Annotated in this window: 21 protein-coding genes; 18 read left to right on the top strand and 3 right to left on the bottom strand. The window is 51.3% G+C overall.

Annotation, left to right across the window (positions count from 1 at the left end):
* The first annotated feature begins 107 nt into the window (after positions 1-107).
* From KTH89_RS18345 to KTH89_RS18305, 9 genes are all read left to right on the top strand, one after another.
* Positions 108-1772, top strand: coding sequence for a propanediol/glycerol family dehydratase large subunit (locus tag KTH89_RS18345; protein WP_238722657.1), 1665 nt, complete (start codon positions 108-110; stop codon positions 1770-1772).
* 11 nt (positions 1773-1783) lie between these two features.
* Positions 1784-2419, top strand: coding sequence for a propanediol/glycerol family dehydratase medium subunit (locus KTH89_RS18340; RefSeq protein ID WP_158344292.1), 636 nt, complete (start codon positions 1784-1786; stop codon positions 2417-2419).
* Positions 2420-2422: 3 nt separating this feature from the next.
* Positions 2423-2815, top strand: a complete 393-nt coding sequence (locus KTH89_RS18335; protein ID WP_158344293.1) for a diol dehydratase small subunit — start codon at positions 2423-2425, stop codon at positions 2813-2815.
* Positions 2812-4638, top strand: coding sequence for a diol dehydratase reactivase subunit alpha (locus tag KTH89_RS18330; RefSeq protein ID WP_238722656.1), 1827 nt, complete (start codon positions 2812-2814; stop codon positions 4636-4638). Before KTH89_RS18335 ends, KTH89_RS18330 begins: the two co-directional genes overlap by 4 nt.
* Positions 4622-4957 (top strand): glycerol dehydratase reactivase beta/small subunit family protein, encoded by a 336-nt coding sequence (locus KTH89_RS18325; RefSeq protein ID WP_238722654.1) that lies wholly within the window; start codon positions 4622-4624, stop codon positions 4955-4957. Before KTH89_RS18330 ends, KTH89_RS18325 begins: the two co-directional genes overlap by 17 nt.
* A 26-nt stretch (positions 4958-4983) precedes the next feature.
* Complete coding sequence (locus KTH89_RS18320; protein WP_238722653.1) at positions 4984-6075, top strand: cob(I)yrinic acid a,c-diamide adenosyltransferase; 1092 nt, start codon at positions 4984-4986, stop codon at positions 6073-6075.
* Positions 6076-6128: 53 nt separating this feature from the next.
* Positions 6129-8654: a glycyl radical protein gene (locus tag KTH89_RS18315; protein WP_238722651.1), complete on the top strand. Its 2526-nt coding sequence runs from the start codon at positions 6129-6131 to the stop codon at positions 8652-8654.
* A gap of 151 nt (positions 8655-8805) precedes the next feature.
* Entirely contained in the window at positions 8806-9600 is a 795-nt protein-coding gene (locus KTH89_RS18310; protein WP_238722650.1) for a glycyl-radical enzyme activating protein, read from the top strand.
* 189 nt (positions 9601-9789) lie between these two features.
* Entirely contained in the window at positions 9790-11199 is a 1410-nt protein-coding gene (locus KTH89_RS18305; protein ID WP_238722649.1) for an MATE family efflux transporter, read from the top strand.
* 21 nt (positions 11200-11220) lie between these two features.
* Here KTH89_RS18305 and KTH89_RS18300 read toward each other — a convergent pair whose 3' ends face one another.
* Entirely contained in the window at positions 11221-11808 is a 588-nt protein-coding gene (locus KTH89_RS18300; RefSeq protein ID WP_238722648.1) for a hypothetical protein, read from the bottom strand.
* Between the two features lie 251 nt (positions 11809-12059).
* Here KTH89_RS18300 and KTH89_RS18295 point away from each other — a divergent pair, with 251 nt between their 5' ends.
* From KTH89_RS18295 to KTH89_RS18260, 8 genes are all read left to right on the top strand, one after another.
* Positions 12060-12488, top strand: a complete 429-nt coding sequence (locus KTH89_RS18295) for a hypothetical protein (RefSeq protein WP_238722647.1) — start codon at positions 12060-12062, stop codon at positions 12486-12488.
* A 40-nt stretch (positions 12489-12528) separates the two neighbouring features.
* Positions 12529-14709 carry a protein translocase subunit SecD gene (gene secD / locus KTH89_RS18290; protein WP_238722645.1) on the top strand — a complete coding sequence of 727 codons (2181 nt, stop codon included), beginning with the start codon at positions 12529-12531 and terminating at the stop codon, positions 14707-14709.
* A gap of 277 nt (positions 14710-14986) precedes the next feature.
* Positions 14987-15187 (top strand): hypothetical protein, encoded by a 201-nt coding sequence (locus KTH89_RS18285; RefSeq protein ID WP_238722644.1) that lies wholly within the window; start codon positions 14987-14989, stop codon positions 15185-15187.
* A complete protein-coding gene (locus KTH89_RS18280) occupies positions 15171-16184 on the top strand; it encodes a LacI family DNA-binding transcriptional regulator (RefSeq protein WP_238722643.1) in 1014 nt (337 codons plus the stop codon). Before KTH89_RS18285 ends, KTH89_RS18280 begins: the two co-directional genes overlap by 17 nt.
* Before the next feature lie 76 nt (positions 16185-16260).
* Positions 16261-17301, top strand: a complete 1041-nt coding sequence (locus KTH89_RS18275) for a sugar ABC transporter substrate-binding protein (RefSeq protein ID WP_238722641.1) — start codon at positions 16261-16263, stop codon at positions 17299-17301.
* Between the two features lie 92 nt (positions 17302-17393).
* Positions 17394-18881 carry a sugar ABC transporter ATP-binding protein gene (locus KTH89_RS18270; RefSeq protein ID WP_158344304.1) on the top strand — a complete coding sequence of 496 codons (1488 nt, stop codon included), beginning with the start codon at positions 17394-17396 and terminating at the stop codon, positions 18879-18881.
* Positions 18882-18896: 15 nt separating this feature from the next.
* The gene (locus tag KTH89_RS18265; protein WP_158344305.1) at positions 18897-19853 is read left to right on the top strand and encodes an ABC transporter permease; all 957 of its coding nucleotides are present in this window, start codon (positions 18897-18899) and stop codon (positions 19851-19853) included.
* Positions 19854-19885: 32 nt separating this feature from the next.
* A complete protein-coding gene (locus tag KTH89_RS18260; protein WP_238722640.1) occupies positions 19886-20527 on the top strand; it encodes an SGNH/GDSL hydrolase family protein in 642 nt (213 codons plus the stop codon).
* Between the two features lie 133 nt (positions 20528-20660).
* Here the strand turns inward: KTH89_RS18260 and KTH89_RS18255 are convergent, their stop codons facing one another.
* Positions 20661-20948: a hypothetical protein gene (locus tag KTH89_RS18255; protein ID WP_238722639.1), complete on the bottom strand. Its 288-nt coding sequence runs from the start codon at positions 20946-20948 to the stop codon at positions 20661-20663.
* A 100-nt stretch (positions 20949-21048) separates the two neighbouring features.
* Positions 21049-21507 (bottom strand): hypothetical protein, encoded by a 459-nt coding sequence (locus KTH89_RS18250; protein WP_158344306.1) that lies wholly within the window; start codon positions 21505-21507, stop codon positions 21049-21051.
* Positions 21508-21624: 117 nt separating this feature from the next.
* Between KTH89_RS18250 and KTH89_RS18245 the strand changes: the two genes are divergently transcribed.
* Entirely contained in the window at positions 21625-21765 is a 141-nt protein-coding gene (locus KTH89_RS18245; protein WP_238722638.1) for a hypothetical protein, read from the top strand.
* Positions 21766-22011 lie beyond the last annotated feature (246 nt).

The raw sequence follows: 22011 nt of genomic DNA, 5'->3' as shown, positions 1-22011 counted from the left end.
ATCCTCTTTTTCGGGTTGAGCAGGATCTACCGGTACCCGTAAAACAGGTTGAAATTACGGGTATACATATGAATCAACGAAATGAATCTAAAATAAAGGTGAAATCTATGAGCAGATCAAAGAGAATCGATGTTTTGAATGCAAGACCGGTGAATCAGGACGGATTTATTGACGAATGGCCGGAAAAAGGATTTATCGCTATGAAAAGCCCCTACGATCCGAAGCCTTCCATTACCATTCGGGACGGCGTGATTGTAGAATTAGATGGAAAGAAACGGGAAGACTTCGACTTTATCGATCAGTTCATCGCGGACTATGCGATCCGTATCGACCGGGCCGAGGCATCCATGGAAATTTCCTCCCTGGAAATCGCCAGGATGCTGGTAGATATCCGGGTTTCCCGAAAAGAAATTTTGAAAGTGGTGTCGGGAATCACCCCCGCCAAGATGGTGGAAGTGATCAACGAATTAAACGTGGTGGAAATGATGATGGCCATGCAGAAGATGCGTGCCAGAAAGACGCCTGCGAACCAGGCGCACATCACGAATCTGAAGGATGATCCGGCTCAGATCGCAGCGGACGCAGCGGAAGGCGCGTTAAGAGGTTTCCGGGAAGAGGAGACCACCATGAGTACCGCCCGTTACGCTCCGTTCAACGCGATAGCCCTCCTGATCGGCGCGCAGGCCGGCAGAAGAGGCGTGCTCACCCAGTGTTCTTCCGAGGAGGCCACGGAACTTGAACTGGGAATCCGCGGATTTACCACTTATGCAGAGACGATCTCCGTATATGGAACCGAGCAGGTATTTGTGGACGGGGATGACACCCCTTATTCCAAAGCCTTCTTAAACGCGGCCTACGCATCCAGAGGGTTAAAGACCCGGTTTACGTCCGGGGCGGGCTCGGAAGTGCTGATGGGAAATGCGGAACAAAAGTCCATGCTGTATCTGGAATGCAGATGCCTGTATGTGACCAAAGGCGGCGGTTCCCAGGGAATCCAGAACGGGTCGGTCAGCTGTATCGGCATCCCGGCCAGCGTGCCCTCCGGTATCCGGGAAGTGTTGGGAGAGAATCTGGTGGCCGCTATGCTGGGACTGGAATGCGCGTCATCAAACGATCAGAGCTTTTCCCATTCCGATATGCGGCGTACGGCGAGAACCATGCTGCAGTTCATGCCCGGTACTGATTTTATTTTCTCCGGTTACGCGGGAGAACCCAACTATGATAATATGTTCGCGGGGTCCAACTTTGACGCCGAGGACTTTGACGATTATAATGTATTGCAGAGGGACATGCAGGTGGACGGAGGCTTGCGCCCGGTGACGGAAGAGGATGTGATAGCCGTCAGGAATAAAGCGGCCAGAGCGGTTCAGGCAGTGTTCCGTTACCTGGGGCTGACCGAGATCACCGACGAACAGGTGGAGGCGGTCACCTATGCCCACGGCAGCAAGGATACGCTGCCCCGGGATGCGGCTGCGGATCTGATCGCGGTGGAAGAGATGATGAACCGGGGCGTCACCGGCATCGACATTGTAAAAGCGCTGGATGAGAGCGGTTTTTCCGATGTGGCGGAGAGCATCCTGAGTATGTTAAAACAGCGTGTGGTCGGGGATTATATGCAGACATCGGCGATCCTGGATACGGATTTCCATGTGATGTCCGGAGTAAACCTGCCAAATGATTATATGGGACCGGGTACCGGATACCGGGTCAGCGGCGAACGCTGGGAAGAGATCAAGGCGATCCCGCACAGAATCGACCCGAATCAATTTTAGGAGGTGTATCCATGGAAATCAACGAGCAGCTGATCAAACAGATTACGGAAATCGTAGTAAAACAAATCAACGGTCAGGAGAGCGGAAATCCGCATCCCCAGAACCCGAAGACCTCCTATGAAGGATATCCGCAGGCCCATAAAGGCACGGATCCCAAGGAAGTGGTGATCGGTGTAGGGCCGGCTTTTCAAAGGGAAATCAAACATACCATCAACGGTCTGGACCTAAAAGACGTACTGAAGAATATCGAGGCAGGAATCGAGGAAGAGGGGATGGTGCCCAGGGTGGTGAAAATTCTGAAAACCTCCGATGTCTGCTTTATGGGTCTCGAAGCCGCCAAGCTGAGCGGTTCCGGCGTGGGAATCGGCCTGCAGTCCAAAGGGACGGCGGTCATCCACCAGAAAGACCTGTATCCGCTATCCAATCTGGAGCTTTTCCCTCAGGCACCGCTAATGACCCTTGAAAGCTACCGGAAGATCGGAGCCAACGCGGCCAAGTACGGCAAAGGCGAGAAGGTCACCCCGATGGAGGGACGGAACGATCCGATGGTCCGGGCTTCCTATCAGGTGAAGGCAGCGCTGATGCATATTAAGGAAACGGAACAGGTAGATAAGAATATTCCTTATATCGAATGGGCGGAGGTATAGAACATGAGATATCCGTTAGGAGAATATGAAGCGGATTCGATCCGCTCCAAAACAGGTAAAAAACTAGATGAAATCACTCTGGATGAGATCCGCAAAGGGCATGTCTCACCGGAGGATATTAAAATATCCAAGGAAATGCTGTATAATCAGGGACAGGTAGCAAAAGACAGCGATAACCCCGCGCTGGCGGCGAATTTTGAACGGGCGTCCGAACTGGTGGACGTGCCGGACGATGTGATTTTACACATGTATGACAAGCTGCGGCCGAACCGCTCCACGAAATTGGAGCTGGTGACGATCGCTAAGGATCTTCTGGAAACATATCACGCGCCGAACTGTGCGAAGCTCGTGCTGGAGGCGGCGGATATCTACGAAAAGAGAGGGATTCTTCTTTGAATTATATCGCAGGCGTAGACATTGGCAATTCCACAACGGAAGTCTGTATCGCAGCGTTAGAAAACGGCAGGCTTCATTTCCTTGGAAGCGCGTCGAAGATGACGACGGGGACCAAGGGAACCCAGGCCAATGTCGCAGGAATTCTGGCCGCTTTAAAAGAGGCCTGTGAAAAACTGAATATGTCTGCCGGTGATATTTCACTGATTCGTATCAATGAGGCGGCGCCGGTAATCGGGGATACCGCTATGGAGACGATCACGGAGACGATCATTACCGAGTCTTCCATGATCGGGCATAACCCATCCACCCCGGCAGGCGCGGGGCAGGCAGTGGGACGCACGATCTCCCTTGGGCATCTGAAACAGGGCAATTCCTACACGCCTTATATTGTCATGGCGGATAAGAGCCACTCTTATGAAGAGGTGGCGGATACGCTGAACCGCTATGCCCAGGCAAGAAATGTGACCGGGATGATTCTGCAGGCGGACGAGGCGGTGCTGGTGGAGAACCGGCTGGAACGCAAGATCCCCATTGTGGATGAAGTCCGGTATATCGATAAGATCCCGGAAGGCAAGCTGGCGGCGCTTGAGGTGGCTATGGCCGGGTCCGGCGTGCGGATGCTGTCGAACCCATACGGGATCGCGACCCTTCTGGAGCTGGATGCCCAGGAGACAAAGATGGTCACACCCATAGCCAAGAGCCTCATCGGAAAACGCAGCGCTGTGGTGATAAAGACACCCCACGGCAATGTCCGGGAACAGATCCTGCCGGCAGGCGAGATCTACATAGAGGCGGAAAAAGATCAGACCGTGAATATTGACGCAGGGGCGGACGCCATTATGCGGGCGTTGTCAAAGGCCGGCGATATCAGAGATATCCACGGACAGGAACAGACAAATGTAGGGAACATGCTGGCCCGGATTAAAAAGGGCATGAGCACGGTTTCCGATGAAAACCAGGAAGAAATCCGCATCACAGATCTGCTGGCGGTGGATACGCTGGCGCCGGTGGTAATATCAGGCGCTCTGGCCGGGGAAACCTGCCTGGAAAAAGCGGTGGGAATCGCCGCTATGGTAAAAACCCGGCAGCTTCCCATGGAAAAGATCGCGGATGAGCTGCGAAGCCAGCTTAAGACGAAGGTAAAGGTGGCGGGCGTTGAGGCGGTTATGGCTTCGTTAGGCGCCATGACGACGCCGGGAACCAGGCTTCCGCTGGCGATTCTGGATCTGGGCGGCGGTTCCACCGATGCGGCGGTAATGACTTCCAAGGGAACTGTGCGGATGGTTCATCAGGCGGGAGCCGGAGAACTGGTCACCATGCTGATTCAGATCGAGCTTGGGCTTCACAGCCGGAACACGGCGGAGCAGATCAAGCGGTATCCGCTGGCGAAGGTAGAGAGCCTGTTCCATATGCGGTTGGAAAACGGAGCCATCGAGTTTTTTCCGGACGCGATTGAACCGAAGTATTTCGGAAGCGTAGTATTGCTGACCGGAAAGGACATGATCCGGATCGACGAGGATATCCCGATGGAAAAGATCGTCGCGGTGCGGCGGGAAGCCAAACGGAAAGTTTTCGTGACCAATGCCGTCAGAGCGCTTCAGGCAGTGGCGCCGGAGCAGGATCTTAAAAATATACCGAACGTCGTATTGGTCGGAGGATCTGCGGAAGACTTTGAAATACCGGAAATGCTGATGGAAAAGTTTGCCGAATACCGGATCGTCTGCGGACGCGGTAACATCCGCCGGACGGAGGGGCCCAGAAACGCGGTGGCCACCGGTCTGGTATTATCTTATCTGGGTGATAGCCATGTTGATGATGAATAAGCCAAGTGTTTTTGTCTATATATGCGATGCCCGGACGGATCTGCTTCAGGAGATCTGCGCAGGCATCGAAGAAGAGGGAGTGCCCTACGAGGTGCGGGAAATGCCGATGCAGGACGTGGACGCGCTAGCGTATGCCGCGGCGGAGGAGTCGGTTCTCGGTTCCGGAATCGGAATCGCAGGAGAGACGGCCGCGATGCAGCTTCGGAAGATTCCAAAAGGGCAGAATATATTTAAAATCGTACAGCCCGGCAGGGAGCAGTGCCGCGCGTTAGGGGCCAACAGCGCCAGGGCGGTGAAACGGCAGAAATTTAAAATATAATAGATGAATCAAACGGGGAATGACGTATGAGTATTTATACTAGAACCGGCGACAGTGGTATGACAAGCCTGATGAAAGAAAAAAATATATCCAAATCCGATGACCGGATCCAGCTGCTGGGGACGATAGATGAACTGACCAGCAACCTGGGTCTAGTTAAAGCGGATGCGGACCAGACAGGCGTCGTGGAATTCCTGGAACGGATACAAAATAATCTGATGACGGTTATGGCGAAGGTGGCGGATCCGTTTAATAAGGATTACCGGTTGAACAAAGAGGAAGTCACGGCTCTGGAGCAGGAGATCAACCGCCTGGAGAGCTTGTTTGAGCGGGAGAAGAAGTTTATCCTCCCCGGTAAAACCAGACGTTCGGCGCAGATGGATGTGGCCCGGACCGTGGCCAGAAGAGCGGAGCGCTGGCTGGTGGCCGTGGATAAAAAATACGGCGGCGACCAGATCATAAAACAGTATATGAACCGGCTGGCCGATTATCTCTATATGCTGGCCAGGTATACGGACTACGCAGAAAGCAACCGGCAAAAGGATCAGCCGGCGGCTCTTCAGGAACCCCAGGTAGCGGCCGCGGGGGATGCGGCTGCGTTTCAGAAGCCGGCCGGGGATGCACAGACAAAGGAACAGGACGGTATGCAGATGAAAGAAATGAATGAAGCGCTGGTGCAGGCCGTGCTGCACAGGCTAGGAACTCCCGGCCGTGTGGGGCTGGATCTGGCGAAAAAGCTGATAGAGAAAATAGAGCTGCACGCGCTGCAGATGGGGCTTCCTTCCGTGATCGCCATCTGTACGCCGGAAGGCAATCCGGTGGCGGTTCATGTGATGGACGGCGCGTTTTTGGCAAGCTTTGATATAGCCATGAAGAAGGCATACACATCGGTGGCGGTGAAAATGTCCACGATGGAATTGAGCGCTTTAGCGCAGCCGGGCGGTACCTTCTACGGTGTCGATAAAGCCGATAACGGCCGGCTGATCATCTTTGGCGGCGGCGTCCCGCTGAAAGCGGGGGATACGATTATCGGAGGCCTTGGAATCAGCGGCGGAACCGGAGAGCAGGATCATGAGCTGGCGGAGTATGGACAGCGGGTGTTAAAGGAACTGCTGTAGTTTTAGGAACTGCTGTAGTTTTCAAACCGATCACATTTCAGGAGGTACGAGCAGTGGGAAAATTTTATGATGAAGATATAGAAAAGAGCCCGAGAATTCAGAAACTCATCGATCATCTGTATGAAAAATTGCCGGTGATAGAGGCTGACCGGGCTGTTTTGCTGACCGAAAGTTATAAAGAGACGGAAGGGGAGCCGGTGATTACCAGAAGAGCCAAAGCTTTTCACAAGATCTGCAAAGAGCTTCCCATTACGATCCGGCCGGATGAGCTGATCGTCGGAAGCAACAGCATTGCGCCCAGAGGATGCCAGGTGTTCCCGGAGTATTCTTTTGAATGGCTGGAAAGAGAATTTGACACGGTGGCCACAAGAGACGCTGATCCGTTCTATATGTCGGAGGATACGAAGAAAAAACTCCACGAAGTGTATCAATACTGGAAGGGAAAGACGACCAGCGAGCTGGCCACTTCCTATATGGCGCCCGAGACTCTGGTGGCTATGGAACATAACATTTTTACGCCGGGAAACTATTTTTATAACGGTATCGGGCATTTCACCGTAAAATACGAAGAGGTGCTGGAAATCGGTTTTGAGGGAATCAAGGCCAAAGCGGAAGCGGAGCTATGTGCTTGCCGTGTGTCTGACGCGGATTATGCGAAAAGATCCCATTTCCTGGAAGCGGTCATTTTAAGCTGCCAGGCCGCTATCGATTACGCGTATCGTTATGCTGCGCTGGCGCTTGCCGAGGCGGCAAAAGAGACCGATAAGCAGAGAAAATTAGAACTGCTTTTGATCGCCCAAAATTGTGCGCGGGTACCGGCGAAGCCGGCCAGATCCTTCTATGAGGCATGTCAGTCCTTCTGGTTTGTGCAGATGCTGATTCAGACGGAATCCTCCGGCCACTCTATTTCTCCCGGACGGTTCGACCAGTATATGTATCCGTACTACAAAGCGGATATGGAAGCCGGGAAGATTACCCGTGAATTTGCCCAGGAGCTGATGGACTGCATCTGGGTGAAATTAAACGACCTGAATAAGGTGCGGGACAAAGATTCCGCGGAAGGATTCGCAGGATACAGCCTGTTCCAGAATCTGATCGCAGGAGGCCAGGATGAAGAGGGAAATGATGTGACGAACGATTTATCATTTATGTGCATCGAAGCGTCCATGCATACCCAGCTGCCCGCCCCTTCCCTTTCCGTGAGAGTCTGGAACGGCACGCCGGATGAATTCCTGATCAAAGCGGCGAAACTGACCCGGACCGGCGTGGGACTTCCGGCTTATTACAATGATGAGGTGATTATCCCGGCCCTGATGAGCCGCAATGTGACGATAGAGGATGCCAGAACCTATAATATCATCGGCTGTGTGGAACCCCAGAAGGCCGGCAAGACAGACGGGTGGCATGACGCCGCATTTTTCAATATGTGCCGTCCGCTGGAGATGGTATTCTCAGGCGGAATGGAAAACGGTGTCCAGGTGGGCGTAAAAACCAAGGATATCGCTGCCATGAAGAACTTTGAAGAATTTATGGAAGCCTATAAGGAGCAGATGAATTATTTTATCGGGCTTATGGTCAATGCGGACAACGCGATCGATGTGGCCCATGCGGAGCGGTGCCCGCTTCCGTTCCAGTCCTGTATGATCGATGACTGTATCAAGCGGGGAAAATCGCTGCAGGAAGGCGGAGCCGTCTATAACTTTACCGGCCCACAGGGATTCGGCATTGCCAATATGACGGATTCTCTGCTTGCGGTTAAGAAACTGGTATTCGATGAGAAGAAGCTTACGCTCCCGGAATTCAAAAAAGCATTGGACGATAACTTCGGCAAGGGCTTAAGCGAGCAGCAGCTACAGTCTCTTACTACTGAGATAGCCAAAGAGATGGCCCGGGCCGGTCAGAGCGTAGGCCCTAAGGAAATCCGGGTGATCTATGAGACGGTAAAAGAAAATAAAGTATCCGAAGCGGACAAGAAAAAGTATGACCAGCTGCTGGCCTGGATCAATGATGTGCCAAAATATGGAAACGACATACCTGAGGTGGATGCGTTTGCCAGGGAAGTGGCTTATACCTACACGAAACCCCTGCAGAACTATAAGAATCCCAGAGGCGGGATCTACCAGGCCGGTTTGTATCCGGTATCCGCCAATGTTCCGCTGGGCGCGCAGACAGGAGCGACCCCGGACGGAAGGCTCGCCGGTACGCCGATCGCCGACGGCGTGGGGCCGGTACAGGGAAAAGATACGAAAGGCCCTACCGCTACGGCCAACTCTGTGTCCAGATTGGATCACATGATCGCTTCAAACGGTACCTTATTTAACCAGAAATTCCATCCTTCCGCTTTAAGCGGTATGGAGGGACTTCAGAAATTTGTGTCTCTGATCCGGGCATTTTTCGATCAGAAGGGTATGCATATGCAGTTTAACGTCGTGAGCAGAGAGACACTTTTGGATGCGCAGGCTCATCCTGAGAAATATAAGAACCTGGTAGTCCGGGTGGCCGGCTACAGCGCATTGTTTACGACCTTGTCCAAATCTTTGCAGGATGATATCATCAACCGAACCGTGCAGGGATTCTAAAAGGTACAGGGGTTCTAATAGGTACAGAGGTTATAAGTGTGGAATTCGAATAACGTGCGGGAATTCTAATAGGACAGATATAAGCGGTTAGGACACGCGCCGGATATCAGCCGGGAGTAAGAGCGGGATAGTCGCAGCCGCTGGAGGTAACATGGATCACAGTGTGAAAAGCCAGACAGGCAGGATATTTGACATACAGAAATTTTCCATCCATGACGGACCGGGGATACGGACCATCGTTTTCCTGAAGGGATGTCCGCTTCGGTGCAAGTGGTGCTGTAACCCGGAATCCCAGAGCCATCAGATCGAAACTATGACGGTGGACGGGAAAGAGAAGGTCATCGGCCGGGATGTGACGGTAGAGGAAGTGATGGAGGAGGTCTTACAGGACCGGGCCCATTACCGCCGCTCCGGCGGGGGTCTTACCCTGTCCGGGGGAGAGGCGCTGCTGCAGCCGGATTTCGCCGGCGCTTTGCTGCAGGCGGCGAAGGAAGCGGGGATCAGCACCGCGCTGGAATCCACGGGATTCGCGGATTTTGCTGTGATCCGGGACAAGATCCTTCCGTACCTGGATGTGTTCCTGATGGACATCAAACATATCAATGAGGCGAAGCATAAGCTGTACACCTCCCAGAGCAATGAAAGAATTCTGAAAAACGCCAGGAAAATCGCGGAAACGGGACAGAACCTGGTTATCCGGGTGCCGGTGATTCCGACCTTTAACGATACGCCGGAGGAGATCCTGGAGATCGCCCAGTTCGCCCGTTCGCTGCCCGGGGTGAAGAAGATACATCTGCTTCCTTATCACAGGCTGGGTCAGGATAAGTACGGGCAGCTTGACAGGGAATATCTGCTGCCAAATATCGTGCCGCCGGAAAATGACCGGATGCAGGAGCTGTTCGAAGTGGCGAAGACTACCGGGCTGGATGTGCAGATAGGCGGATAAGGTTGTGTGAACCTTTTTTCGGAACTTATTTCCGTAGAATTTATGGTGCGGTGCACGCGCCACGGAGGAAAATATGAGGGCGGGATCGGGCTGGGGCAGGCTTAGAGCAAAGCCCCGGCCCGTTCTCGCTTTTGTATATTTTGCAGAGATGGAAGAGGAGTCCATGAATAAGATAGGGGAGTAAGAAAAATGGCAGTTACAGTAGAAAAAGAGGCGATATTTGAGCGGGAACCGATACCTAGGGCAGTCGCCGCGCTGTCGGTCCCGACGGTTATCAGTTCGTTGGTGACGGTGATTTACAGCATGGCGGATACGTATTTTGTCGGTCTGCTAAATGCGCCTGTGCAGACGGCGGCGGTTACGCTGGCGGCTCCGGTGCTGCTGGCCTTTAACGCGGTGAATAATCTGTTCGGGGTGGGCAGCTCCAGTATGATGAGCCGTTCGCTGGGGAGAAAAGATATGGAGACGGTCCGGCTGAGTTCGGCGTTCGGATTCTACGGCGCGCTGATCTGCGGGATCTTGTTTTCTCTTCTGTGTACCGTGTTCCGGCCTGGGCTCTTAGGTATTCTGGGGGCGGATGTGGAAACGATCTCGGCCACCAGCGCTTATCTGGACTGGACGGTGACGATCGGCGCGGTTCCGGCTATTCTGAATGTGGTGATGGCTTATATGATCCGTTCGGAGGGCGCTTCCGTAAACGCCAGTATCGGCACCATGAGCGGCTGCCTGTTAAATATCGCGCTGGACCCGGTTTTTGTGCTGCCCTGGGGATTTAATATGGGCGCGGAGGGAGCGGGACTGGCTACCTGTATCTCGAATTGTTTTGCGCTTATTTACTTTTTGGTTTATCTGTGGATAAAACGGGGGAAAAGCTGCGTCAACATATCGCCGCGCTCTTTTAAACTGCGGAGAAATGTAGTGCTGGGCGTATGTACCGTGGGAATTCCGGCGGCGATTCAGAACCTGTTAAATGTGATAGGAAGTACGGTGCTGAATAACCTGGCGGCCCCGTTCGGCGCTGCGGTCCTAGCGGCCATGGGCATTTGCTCGAAGATAAATATGGTACCTATGTATCTGGCCATGGGGCTGGCCCAGGGCGTCATGCCGCTGATCAGCTATAATTTCGCCAGCGGCAATACGAAGCGTATGAAAGCGGCCATGGGATTTACTATGAAGATTGCGGAAAGTCTGCTGATCGTGTCCGCGGCGGTGATGTTCTTTGGCTCGAACCCTCTGGTAAGGTTTTTTATCGAGGATGCGGATACGGTGGCCTTCGGCTCGCTGTTCCTGAAGGGTTTCTGTCTTGCACAGCCGTTTTTGGCCATCGATTTCCTGTGCGTGAGCACGTTCCAGGCGGTGGGAATGGGAAAAGAATCCCTGGCCTTTGCGATTATGAGAAAACCGGTTCTGGAGATTCCGTTTATGTATCTTTTAAATTTCCTGTTCCCTCTGTACGGGCTTCCTTTCGCGCAGGCCCTGACGGAGGTATTTATGTCGGCTCTGGCCGGAGCTGTGATGATTCGGTTTTTGCGGCGGCTGAGTCACGGCGGCGGCCCGGGCCGGGGGCCTTCCATATGTACGGATAAGCCCGCCGCCTAAGAGTGGGAGCGGGCAACAGCCTTACATAAAGCCAAAACTATAGATTTTATAATTTTTATCGCTTTTGGTTTTCCCTACCAGGAAACTTCTCTCGTGTTCACCGGGTCCCCACTGGGGGCCCATTTCCAACATTTTCTCCGAGTAATCCCAGGAAAATTTCACATGGACGACGGTATAGTCGGTCAGCTGGTACTGTTCGATCTCATCCCCGATCCCATAGTAGTACAGAGGATTATCGGAACCATCCTCAGATTTTGGCTCTTCATATTGTTCCGGGGTCAGGGTGTCGATCTGGTGTACGGTGCAGGATTTGATATAAATGCCGTTGTCAAAATTCTCCTTCTCATTATCAATAGAGATGCTGTGTGGCTCGATATCCGCCAGGATCTCTTTCTTTTTATCGAATTCTCCCTGTATCGTATATAAAAATTCAAGGATCACGGTTTCCTCCGGGTCAGATGCCGGTATATCCTTAAGAATCAGACTTCGGTCAGCCACGGTATATTCGGTGTCACCGTCATAGCTGTAGGCGGTAGTTTTGGAAGCGGGGCCGCAGGCTGCTGCTGCCAGGATAAGGCAGAGCAGTAATAGGATACTGGAGCGTCTCATAGATGGTCCTCCTTCATATGTGTGGGATTTTTTTGTGCCATGACTGGCTTTCAAATTATCTGATTTTATCTTAGGGGATAGCTGCAGGGCTTGTCAACCGAAACAGGGTATGTTCAGGCAGAAATACCGTATATCCTTCCGGGTATCATTCAGATGAAAATGTTTGCAAAACGGCCTTAAATAAAATATAATAGAACGGGTAACAGAGATAACAGCGGTACCGGTATATGTCTGGCAAAGGATGCGGCGCTATGAAAAAGTCTGTAAGCATGATTTTAACTATAGTTTTGATTTTCCTTCTCCTTGCCCTGGTGAAAAACGGGGCAGGCTCCGAAGCGCAGACTAATGCTGCCGTTTTGGAGGATACGCAGATTTCTGCTTACAGTTACCAGAGGATTCCGGCATTTACCGTGGTGTCTCCCATGGAGATCACGATCGGTATGCAGGGACAGGAGACAAGCGGGAGAATTACGAATCCTTTTTCCCAGCGGGATGAAGAGATTTTCTATAACGGTGTACTGGCCATTTTGCTGCTGTTATCGATGGAATTCCTGTTGGGACGAATCTGCAACAGTCTTCTTTGGATTCGCTTGGTCTGTCTGAAATTCTTATGTGTTCTGATGAATCAGGTCTATATCATTCACAGGTCGGACGGAAAAAAACGTGCGGTTTTCATCTAAATCCAAAACTGATTAAAATAAAAATTGGAGGAACCGTACCTTGAAAGATAAAAAAAATCACATATGGTTTGCAATGATACTCATTGCAGGCTTTCTTTTGCTTACTATTTTCGGAGCGGGCAGCGACATAAAAGGAATCCGGGATATGCGTTTTGGCATCGATATCCGCGGCGGAGTGGAGGCGGTGTTTGAGCCGGTTGGAGTAACCGGGATTCCGTCGGAAAAGCAGATGGAAGCGGCGCGCAATGTCATGGAGAGCAGGCTGGACGCCCAGAACATTACGGACCGGGAAGTAACCGTTGATAAAAATGAAGGGCATATCATAGTCCGCTTTCCGTGGAAATCCGACGAAAAAGAGTTCAACCCGGAGCAGGCGATCTCCGAATTAGGGGAGACCGCGAAACTTACCTTCCGGGACCCGCAGGGAAATGTCCTGGTGGAGGGACAAAACGTGGCGGACAGCTCCGTTACACGAAATTCTCAGACCGGCGAGTATGAAGTCGAGCTTCAGTTTGACTCAGAGGGAGAGAAAGCCTTTGCGTTAGCCACGCAGAAGCTGGTCGGAGAGCAGATGGGAATCTATATGGATGAACAGATGATATCCAATCCCAAAGTCAAACAGGCGATCAGCGGAGGGCAGGCCGTGATCAACGGTATGGCGAATTACGAGGAGGCCAAGGCTTTGTCGGATAAGATCAATTCCGGCGCCCTGCCGTTCTCTATGGAAACCAGTAATTATAATACCATCAGCCCGACGCTTGGGAGCCAGGCTTTGAAAGCGATGATAACTGCTTCTATCGTGGCGGTTTTGCTTGTGATTATCTTTATGATCAGCATATACCGGCTGCCCGGAGTGATCAGCTGTCTGACGTTGGTATTTCAGATGTGCCTTCAGATCCTGGCCTTATCCATACCGCAGTATACGCTTACGCTGCCCGGTATCGCCGGACTGATCCTCTCTGTGGGCATGGCGGTGGATGCCAACATTATTATCAGTGAACGGATCGGGGAAGAATTAAAGACCGGGTCCGGCATCCGAAGCGCTGTGAAAAAGGGATATCATAACGCATTTTCCTCTGTGCTGGACGGGAATCTGACTACGGCGGCGGTGGCGGTGATCCTGATGATCTTTGGTTCCGGGACCATGTTAAGCTTTGGTTATACCCTGTTTACCGGCGTGATCATCAATCTGCTGGCCGGTGTCTGGATGTCCAGATTTATGCTGGAATCCGTGATTCGTTATGATAAATGTAACAAAGAAAAGTTTTTCCGAAAGAAAAAAGAAAGAAAAAGAATCCGGTTTGCGGAAAAGAGAAAATGGGTCTTTCTCTTTACGGCCTGCGTGCTTCTCATCGGCGGAATAGTCACGGCGGTCAACGGTGTGAAACTGGACACCCAGTTTACCGGAGGAGTGGTATTAAAATATACGTACTCAGGCGAGGCGGACACGGAGAAGATCAAAGAAGCAGCGAATAAGGTGCTTGGACGGCCGGCCAGTGTACAGACCTCCCAGGATTCCGCAACCGGGGATAAGAAGCTGGTGCTGACTCTGGCCGGAAACGAAGGAATCAGCCCGGATGATCAGAAAGCAGTATCAGAGGAAATCAATCGGATAAGCGATACCCGTTACGAGCTGTCGGAAACCTTTGCCGTGGAACCGTACATAGGGGCAAAAGCCCTTAAGAATTCCGCGCTGGCTATCGCGCTGTCGGCCCTTTTTATCATTGTGTATATCTGGGTCCGCTTTCAATCCCTGTCGGGGCTGTCGGCCGGGGTATCCGCCGTCGCAGCGCTGATTCATGATGTGATCCTGGTGTTTTTTGTTTTCGGAGTATTCCGGATACCGGTCAATGACGCCTTTGTGGCTGTGACTCTGACGATTATCGGTTATTCCATCAATGATACGATCGTTCTCTATGACCGGATACGGGAAAATATAAAAAAGCGGAGCTCCGGAAAGAAGGAAACCCTGTGCGCGCTGGTGGACCGGAGTATTACAGAGACCATCGGGCGTTCGGTTAAGACCGCAGTCACGACGGCGATCTGTGTGGCGGTCGTATTGGTCTTTTCCCTGGTTTATCATATAGAGTCCATCCGGGTATTTTCCCTGCCCCTGCTGGTGGGTATTATCAGCGGATGTTATTCTTCAGTCTGCGTCGCCGGACCGCTGTGGGTAACCTGGAAAGAATTCAGGAGCCGCCGTGAGAGTACGGAAAAGTAATAGAAATTAAGGACCCGCCGGTTGTACCCATAGCCGGCGAGTCCACTTTTTTCTATAGAAAAGTGCCCCTATGGAACAAAAACCCTCTGGGTGACACAGCGGCGGAAAGGAAGATGAGAAAGAGGACGTTGTGAAAATGCGTTTCAAAATGGGAAAGATTTCAGAAGGAAATGAGGGAGCGGATCTGGAGGAACAAAACGATGAAGCTTAGTATTTTGTGAAAAAAGAACAAAAACCGGACGGATTTTAACGGAATTCGGATCGAAAAATCGGGAAAATGATGAAAAAAATTTTGGTAATTGACAATGGAAATAGTGTCTGCTATGATAAAACCATAACAAATGGGAACATTCCCAAAGGTGCATTTTCAGAAAATATAAAGAGTTATAAGCTTTTTTTTAGAACAGTTTTGGGAATGTTCCCATTAATGAAAGCGCAACCAGAACAAGCAGAGGAACGCGATGGCAACGATATTTGATGTGGCGAAGAGGGCGGGAGTATCTAAATCAACCGTATCCCGGGTTTTAAACCATCCGGACTCCGTGAAGGAAAAGACCAGAACAGCAATTGAACGGGCGATCCGGGAACTGAATTACACCCCCAGTTATTTTGCCCAGGGAATCCGTACCGGGAAAACCAAGACGATTGCGATGCTGGTACCGGAATACAGCAATATGTTCTATAGTGAAATGTTCCGGGGAGTGGAGGATACCGCCCTGGCCCACGGATATATGGTGCTGGTCTGCAATACGGAACGGCACTCCAATTCCGAGGAAGAGTACATAGAGGAGCTGCTTCGCAGAAATGTGGACGGTATCATATACAATACTTATCAGATAAACGAAAAAACCATCCGCTATCTCCAGGAAATATCGGATAAAATACCGGTGGTTTTCATGGACCGGATCTTTCAAAAAAATGCGGAAATCTCCTATGTGCTGACAGACGGCTATAACAGTACCCGGAAGGCGGTGCATTATCTGTTTGAACGGGGCAAACGCAAAATTGGATACATACGGAACACGGAAGATATCGCGGTTATCGAGGAGCGTTATCAGGGGTATCTGCAGGGATTAAAGGACTGCGGACTTCCTGTGAAGCAGGAATTTATCTACCGGATCGAACATGAGCACGAGCCGGACTACATCAGGCTTGGAAGGCGGGCGGCAAAGCATTATCTTAAGCTTAGCAGACGGCCGGACGCCATCATGGCGGCGATTGATACGATTGCCATCGGATGCCTGCTGCAGCTGCGAAGGGAAGGGGTACAGATACCGGAGGAGATCAATGTGGTGGGATACGATAATATTTCCTTAAGCGAGCTTATAGAACCATCCCTTACCACGATCGCACAGCCGATCCGAAAACTGGGTCAAAAGGCGGGGGAGATCGTCATCGCCAAAATCAACGGGGAAGAAATCGATCATCAGGTAATGTATGACGGGGAACTGGTCATACGGGATACGACAAATTGACGCAATACATAAAATTGATATGAATCTCCGCAGGTGAGATTGATATAAACCAAAAACAATCCAAGGAGGATATGAAATGAAAAAGAAATTATTAAGCGTATTATTATGCATGACCATGGCAGTTTCCATGCTGGCCGGATGCGGCAGCAAAGAAGAAGCGAAGGAACCGGCGGCGGAAGCGGGAAAAGAGGAAGCCGCACCGGATAAGACCCCGGCCGGTGAAGAGGCAAAGGCAGACGATGGCGAGACGAAAGACGGCGGCTATAAGATCGGTATCTCCGTACTGACCATGTCCGGACAGTTTTTCATCGACATGGTAGCTTCCGCACAGAAAGCGGTAGACGCGGTAGGCGGCGAGCTGATCGTCAACGACGCCAACAACTCCTCTGAGACCCAGGTGGCAGCCCTTGAAAACTTCATTCAGGCAGGGGTAAACGGAATCATCGTAACCGCAGTGGACCCGACCGCTCTGGCTCCCGTAGTAAAAGAAGCCAAAGACGCTGGGATCGCGGTTGTGTGCCATACTTCCAAGGTAGACGGCTATGACGCATATATCGGCGCAGATGAGTATCAGTTAGGATATACCCAGGGCCTTGCGGTTGGAAAATGGATCGCGGATAAATGGGGAACCGAAGAGAAGATCGAAGCCGGAACCTTAAACTATGATCTGCTGGAATCCGTTATCCAGAGAAAAGTGGGAATCATGGAAGGGGTTCAGGAAAATGCTCCGAATGTGGAATTCGTAGCGGATGCCACAGCGGCGGATCAGACGGAAGGTATGACTGCAACCGAAAACTTCCTGCAGGCGCATCCGGAACTGAGAATCGTATGCGGTGTCAGCGACGGAGCGGCGCTTGGCGCGTATGAAGCCTTCAAGGCAAACCAGATGACCGATCCTGAAAAATATATCATTGCCGGTGTGGATGCCACGGACGAAGCGCTGAATAAGATCAGCGAGGGTACGATCTATCAGTTCACCGTAGACCAGAATCCGACCGGAACCGGACAGAAGTTAGTGGATACCTGTATCGCAGTGATCGACGGCGGTCAGTATGAGAAAGATTTCAATCAGGAGCTGGTTGCGGTAACCCCGGACAATATCTCTGATTACAAATAAGCAGACGGCACCAGAACAGGCACCGATGTTACAAACCGTAAGCGGTATCGGTGCCTGTAGTATGTTAAGAACTTCTTGAAGGAGGAGTGGATATGGAGAAAATTCTGGAATTAAAACATATCACGAAGGAATATCCGGGTGTGAAAGCGTTAAGTGATATGGACGTTACATTTTATAAAGGAGAAGTCCACGCTTTGATGGGAGAGAATGGAGCCGGAAAATCCACCCTGATCAAGGTCATCTCCGGAGCCATCAAGCCCAATGCCGGAGAAATTATATATGAAGGAAAATCATACAGTGAAATGAATCCGATCCTGTCCCAGAAGCTGGGGATCGGGGTCATCTACCAGGAATTCAACCTGGTTCCGGAGCTTTCCATTGCGGAGAATATATTTCTGGGAAATAAATTAACCAAAGGCCTTACCATTAACCGGAAGCTGATGAATCAGAAAGCCAGGGAGATTATGGAAGGCTTTGGAATCAAAATCGATGTGACCAAACCGGTCAGAAGCCTGACCGTGGCCTACCAGCAGCTGGTGGAAATCGCTAAGACTATATCCAATGACGTAAAAGTATTGATTATGGACGAACCGTCCGCTCCTCTGACGAACCGGGAGATCGAAGCTATGTTCCGGATCGTGGAACAGCTGAAGAAAAAAGGAGTGGCGATCATATACATATCCCATCGTATGGAGGAGATCTTCCAGATCGCCGACCGGGTGACCATCATGCGGGACGGGGAATACGTGGGAACCAGGCAGACGCAAGAGACCGGCCGTGCCGAACTGATCAGCATGATGGTGGGCCGCACGCTGGATGACCAGCAGTATCCGACGGTAGACAAGGAAATCGGGGAAACCGTACTGGAAGTCAGAAACCTGTCCACCCCGTCGCTTCTTAAAAATGTAAACTTAAGCGTAAAAAAAGGCGAAATCCTGGGGCTGGCTGGCCTTGTGGGCGCCGGCAGGACGGAAACCGTCCGGGCGATCTACGGCGCGGATCCAAAATCATCCGGTGAAGTCTATGTCCACGGGAAAAAAGTGGAGATCAAAAAGCCAAGGGACGGGATCAGGGACGGGATTGCCCTCATACCCGAGGACCGGAAGAAGCACGGAGTCCTGCTGGAGATGAGTATCCGGGATAATATTTCCTTTATATCCATCCGGGATATTTGTAAAGCGGCCGTTGTAAACCGCAAAGCAGACCGGAATCTGGCCCAGTCCTACATTGACCGGCTGAAAATCAAGACGCCCTCCATGGAACAGCTGGCCAAGAACCTGTCCGGCGGTAACCAGCAGAAAGTGGTATTGGCCAAATCCATGGCCAGCAAATCCGATATCCTGATCTTTGACGAGCCTACCCGAGGGATCGATGTGGGCGCCAAACAGGAGATCTACATGCTGATGAACCAGCTGGCAAAAGAGGGGATGGCGATTATCATGATATCCTCAGAGATGCCGGAACTGCTTGGTATGTCCGACCGGATTCTGGTTATGCATGAGGGAGAAGTCACGGGTGAGTTATCCAAGGAGGAAGCGACGCAGACGAAGATTCTGGAACTGGCTTCCGGAAAGAATTGATGGAGGGATAAAAATATGAAGAGCAAAAATATTTTAAAACAATTCAGTACCATTATCTTACTGGTCATTATGGTTATCTTTTTTGCCGTCATGACAGATACGTTCTTTGCAGCCAAAAATATGATCAATATCCTGCGCCAGGTTGCGGTTCTTGGAATCCTCTCCGCCGGCATGACCTTTGTCATCATCTCCGGGGGTATGGATTTAACCGTTGGTTCCCTGCTTGGCCTGACCGGTGTGGTCTGCGCCAAGTTCCTGGTGGAATACCAGATGAACAGCGTGGTGGCGATCCTTCTGACGCTGGTTATTTTAACCCTGTTCGGCACGATCACCGGACTGCTGATCGTAAAGCTCCATGTAGCCGCCATCGTCATCACCCTGGGTATGATGACGGTAGCCAGAGGACTGGCCTTTATCATTTCCGGCGGCCTTCCCATCTATGATATTCCCGAGGGAGTCGTAACGCTAGGACAGGGCTATGTGGGCGCCATTCCCATTCCGGTCATCACCATGCTGGTCATTGTCGTCATAGCGGCCTTTATCCTGAACCGCACATACTACGGCAGATACGTATATGCCATCGGAGGCAACGAGGAAGCCGCCAGGCTGGCCGGTGTCGCCGTAGATAAAATTAAAGTGTCCCTTTATTCCGCCAGCGCGTTTCTGGCCGGCATCGCAGGGGTGACCCTGATGGCCCGTGTCAGCTCCGGCGCTCCCGCATCCGGCACCAGTATGGAGATGGACGTGGTTACCGCGGTCGTCATCGGCGGCGTCAGCATTAACGGAGGGAAGGGCAAGATCTCCGGCGCCTTTATCGGCGCGCTGATCATCGGCGTCTTGAGCAATGGACTGACCATTATGAATATCGGCGAATACTATCAGCAGGTGGTAAAAGGTCTGGTCCTGATCCTGGCGGTAGCTTTCGATGTATTTACCAACACCGACCGCATTAAAAAAGTAAAATCCGCCTGAGAACAATACGCAACAGAAAGGAACCATATACCATGAAAAATATACTGTGTTATGGGGATTCCAACACCTACGGACTGAAATCCGACCTGGTCAGCCGTTACGAGCGGCATGAGCGCTGGACCGGAATCCTCCAGGAACGCTTAGGCAGCGGGTACTACGTCATTGAAGAAGGCCTGGGCGGCCGCACTACCGTCTGGGACGACCCGGTGGAAGAGCACAAAAACGGAAAAACCTACCTGCTTCCCTGTCTGGAGAGTCATAAACCGTTGGATCTCGTGATTCTCATGCTGGGCACCAATGACTTAAAGCTTCGCTTTTCCGTCTCCAGCTTTGACGTGGGAACTGCCATGGAAAACCTGGTTAAAACGATTCTGAAATCGGAGGCCGGAAGGAACCAAAACGCCCCGGAGATTTTATTGATTACGCCGGTTCCCATCCGCAGCGTGGGAAATCCCGACCTGGACCGGATGTTACACGGCGCGGTTCGTAAGAGCCATGAGCTGGCACCTTATTATGAGCGCATCGCCAGACAGTATCGGATACACTATCTAAACCCCGAGGGCCAGGTGGAACTTAACGACCAGGATGGAATCCACTATACCCTGAAAGGACATCAGGAAATGGCAGCCCTGATTCAGAAAAAGATCTGTGAAATTTTTCCGGAAGAGATATAACCGGGGGAACTAGCCTGGAGTGAGAAAAATCTGGGCTCTAATATTGAAATAAAAAGAAATCCGCCGGGGGCCCGGCGAGTTCCATAAGGTTGGAACCCGCCGGGCCCCCGACGGGGTATAGAGCCTGTTTCCGTCATGGCTTTTTCGGGGCCATCATGGCGGCCATATTTTTCACATAGTCAATTTGCTTTTGTTCTTCCGGGGATTTACCCATTTTCAGGGCTTCGATAATCAGGTCCATTTCGCTGTTGTTGAAGGACATGCCGCTGTTCTGGGCCTGTGACATGGCAGCCATCATAAAGGGCATCATTTCGTTCATCCCTTTTCCCTTTCCCTGGTTGGCCAGGGCCATCAGCATCTGAAGCTTGGCCGGATCTATTCCGTTTAGCTTCGGGTTGTTAGTTAAGTTTTCTTCTGACATAGGAACCTCCTTACGGCTTATCATACTTTTACAAGCCTTTTCAATAATTTGATTTTGGGTATCTTGGTTTGAAGCGTTTATCATCATGGGGCCTATAGGATTAGGTCATATTACTCAGCATGGCTGAGTATGTATCGAACATTGCCTGCTGTTCCGGAGAGAGCATGGATTTTAAGGCGTCCATAGAGTTTGCGGGGCCGGCGCTTTCCCCTGAGGATGAGGTGGACGACTGGTAGGCCCGGTATAAGTTCATGGCCTGAAATACATTAAGCAGCATATCCATGGTTTCCCGTTCGGAATCCGTACAGAAGGGTCGGATGTCATTCAACATATTCATGGGGTCGGATGAGTCTGCGTTCAGAGAACATGCCTGCAGCTGATCGTCGTCCACGCTGAAGAAATCCATCGTATTTTTAAATTCCAGAAACTTCACATAAATAGAAAGAAAGCGCTGTTCCGTTAAATGCACATAAGGAATAGCCGCCTTGATCATCTGCAGATGCCGGGGAGAGACCTGGGCATCCAGGGCCGTCATTGTGAGTCTTTCATTTTCTTCCATGGAGACCTCCAAAGGTCTTGTTTAAAAATGTATATGTGCCAGGCCGAAAAGATATGACCGATTTCCCTGTGGAATCATATAATATAATGTATTATATGAAGCAAAGAGGAATTTGACATGGACCAATTAATAATAGATGGAACCGCTGTTTATGAGCTGGATGAGGAATGTATCTGCCGTAAAAAACAAAGAATGGAAGAGGAGTTAAAACAGCAGGAGATCTCAAAGCGAAGAGAAAGCGGGAAAAAAAGCTTTTAAGGAAGTTCTTCCACGGGTTTGGGCATGCGCGCTGCTTATGATTGGGGGCTGGGGATAGCTGAGACATCCGAGAATGCCCCCGATGGCCGGGTTCTTTTGTGCCTCCCCAGGAGCGCGGAGGGCTTATGCTGAGGCTCCGCTAAGTGGAATCGGAAAGCCGGGTTCAGGAACCGAGCCTATTCACCAGGAACACGTGATGTGTTCCCGGTTCAGAGGCTCTTGCCCGTCGGACGTGAAGTCCGCCGT

It is taken from the genome of Diplocloster agilis, from assembly GCF_019042275.1.
In the GTDB taxonomy this organism is placed as follows: domain Bacteria; phylum Bacillota; class Clostridia; order Lachnospirales; family Lachnospiraceae; genus Diplocloster; species Diplocloster agilis.
The sequence above is the reverse complement of the archived record's forward strand: the minus strand, read 5'-3'. Positions and strand labels throughout refer to the sequence as shown.

Bases quoted from the DNA above. Each gene is read 5' to 3' on its own strand.
- KTH89_RS18255 (WP_238722639.1), bottom strand. From the start codon at position 20,948: ATGTCAGAAGAAAACTTAACTAACAACCCGAAGCTAAACGGAATAGAT.
- KTH89_RS18275 (WP_238722641.1), top strand. From the start codon at position 16,261: ATGAAAAAGAAATTATTAAGCGTATTATTATGCATGACCATGGCAGTT.
- KTH89_RS18285 (WP_238722644.1), top strand. From the start codon at position 14,987: ATGATGAAAAAAATTTTGGTAATTGACAATGGAAATAGTGTCTGCTAT.
- KTH89_RS18295 (WP_238722647.1), top strand. From the start codon at position 12,060: ATGAAAAAGTCTGTAAGCATGATTTTAACTATAGTTTTGATTTTCCTT.
- KTH89_RS18335 (WP_158344293.1), top strand. From the start codon at position 2,423: ATGAGATATCCGTTAGGAGAATATGAAGCGGATTCGATCCGCTCCAAA.
- KTH89_RS18340 (WP_158344292.1), top strand. From the start codon at position 1,784: ATGGAAATCAACGAGCAGCTGATCAAACAGATTACGGAAATCGTAGTA.
- KTH89_RS18250 (WP_158344306.1), bottom strand. From the start codon at position 21,507: ATGGAAGAAAATGAAAGACTCACAATGACGGCCCTGGATGCCCAGGTC.
- KTH89_RS18260 (WP_238722640.1), top strand. From the start codon at position 19,886: ATGAAAAATATACTGTGTTATGGGGATTCCAACACCTACGGACTGAAA.
- KTH89_RS18280 (WP_238722643.1), top strand. From the start codon at position 15,171: ATGGCAACGATATTTGATGTGGCGAAGAGGGCGGGAGTATCTAAATCA.
- KTH89_RS18310 (WP_238722650.1), top strand. From the start codon at position 8,806: ATGGATCACAGTGTGAAAAGCCAGACAGGCAGGATATTTGACATACAG.
- KTH89_RS18305 (WP_238722649.1), top strand. From the start codon at position 9,790: ATGGCAGTTACAGTAGAAAAAGAGGCGATATTTGAGCGGGAACCGATA.
- KTH89_RS18265 (WP_158344305.1), top strand. From the start codon at position 18,897: ATGAAGAGCAAAAATATTTTAAAACAATTCAGTACCATTATCTTACTG.
- KTH89_RS18300 (WP_238722648.1), bottom strand. From the start codon at position 11,808: ATGAGACGCTCCAGTATCCTATTACTGCTCTGCCTTATCCTGGCAGCA.
- KTH89_RS18325 (WP_238722654.1), top strand. From the start codon at position 4,622: ATGTTGATGATGAATAAGCCAAGTGTTTTTGTCTATATATGCGATGCC.
- KTH89_RS18245 (WP_238722638.1), top strand. From the start codon at position 21,625: ATGGACCAATTAATAATAGATGGAACCGCTGTTTATGAGCTGGATGAG.
- KTH89_RS18320 (WP_238722653.1), top strand. From the start codon at position 4,984: ATGAGTATTTATACTAGAACCGGCGACAGTGGTATGACAAGCCTGATG.
- KTH89_RS18270 (WP_158344304.1), top strand. From the start codon at position 17,394: ATGGAGAAAATTCTGGAATTAAAACATATCACGAAGGAATATCCGGGT.
- KTH89_RS18345 (WP_238722657.1), top strand. From the start codon at position 108: ATGAGCAGATCAAAGAGAATCGATGTTTTGAATGCAAGACCGGTGAAT.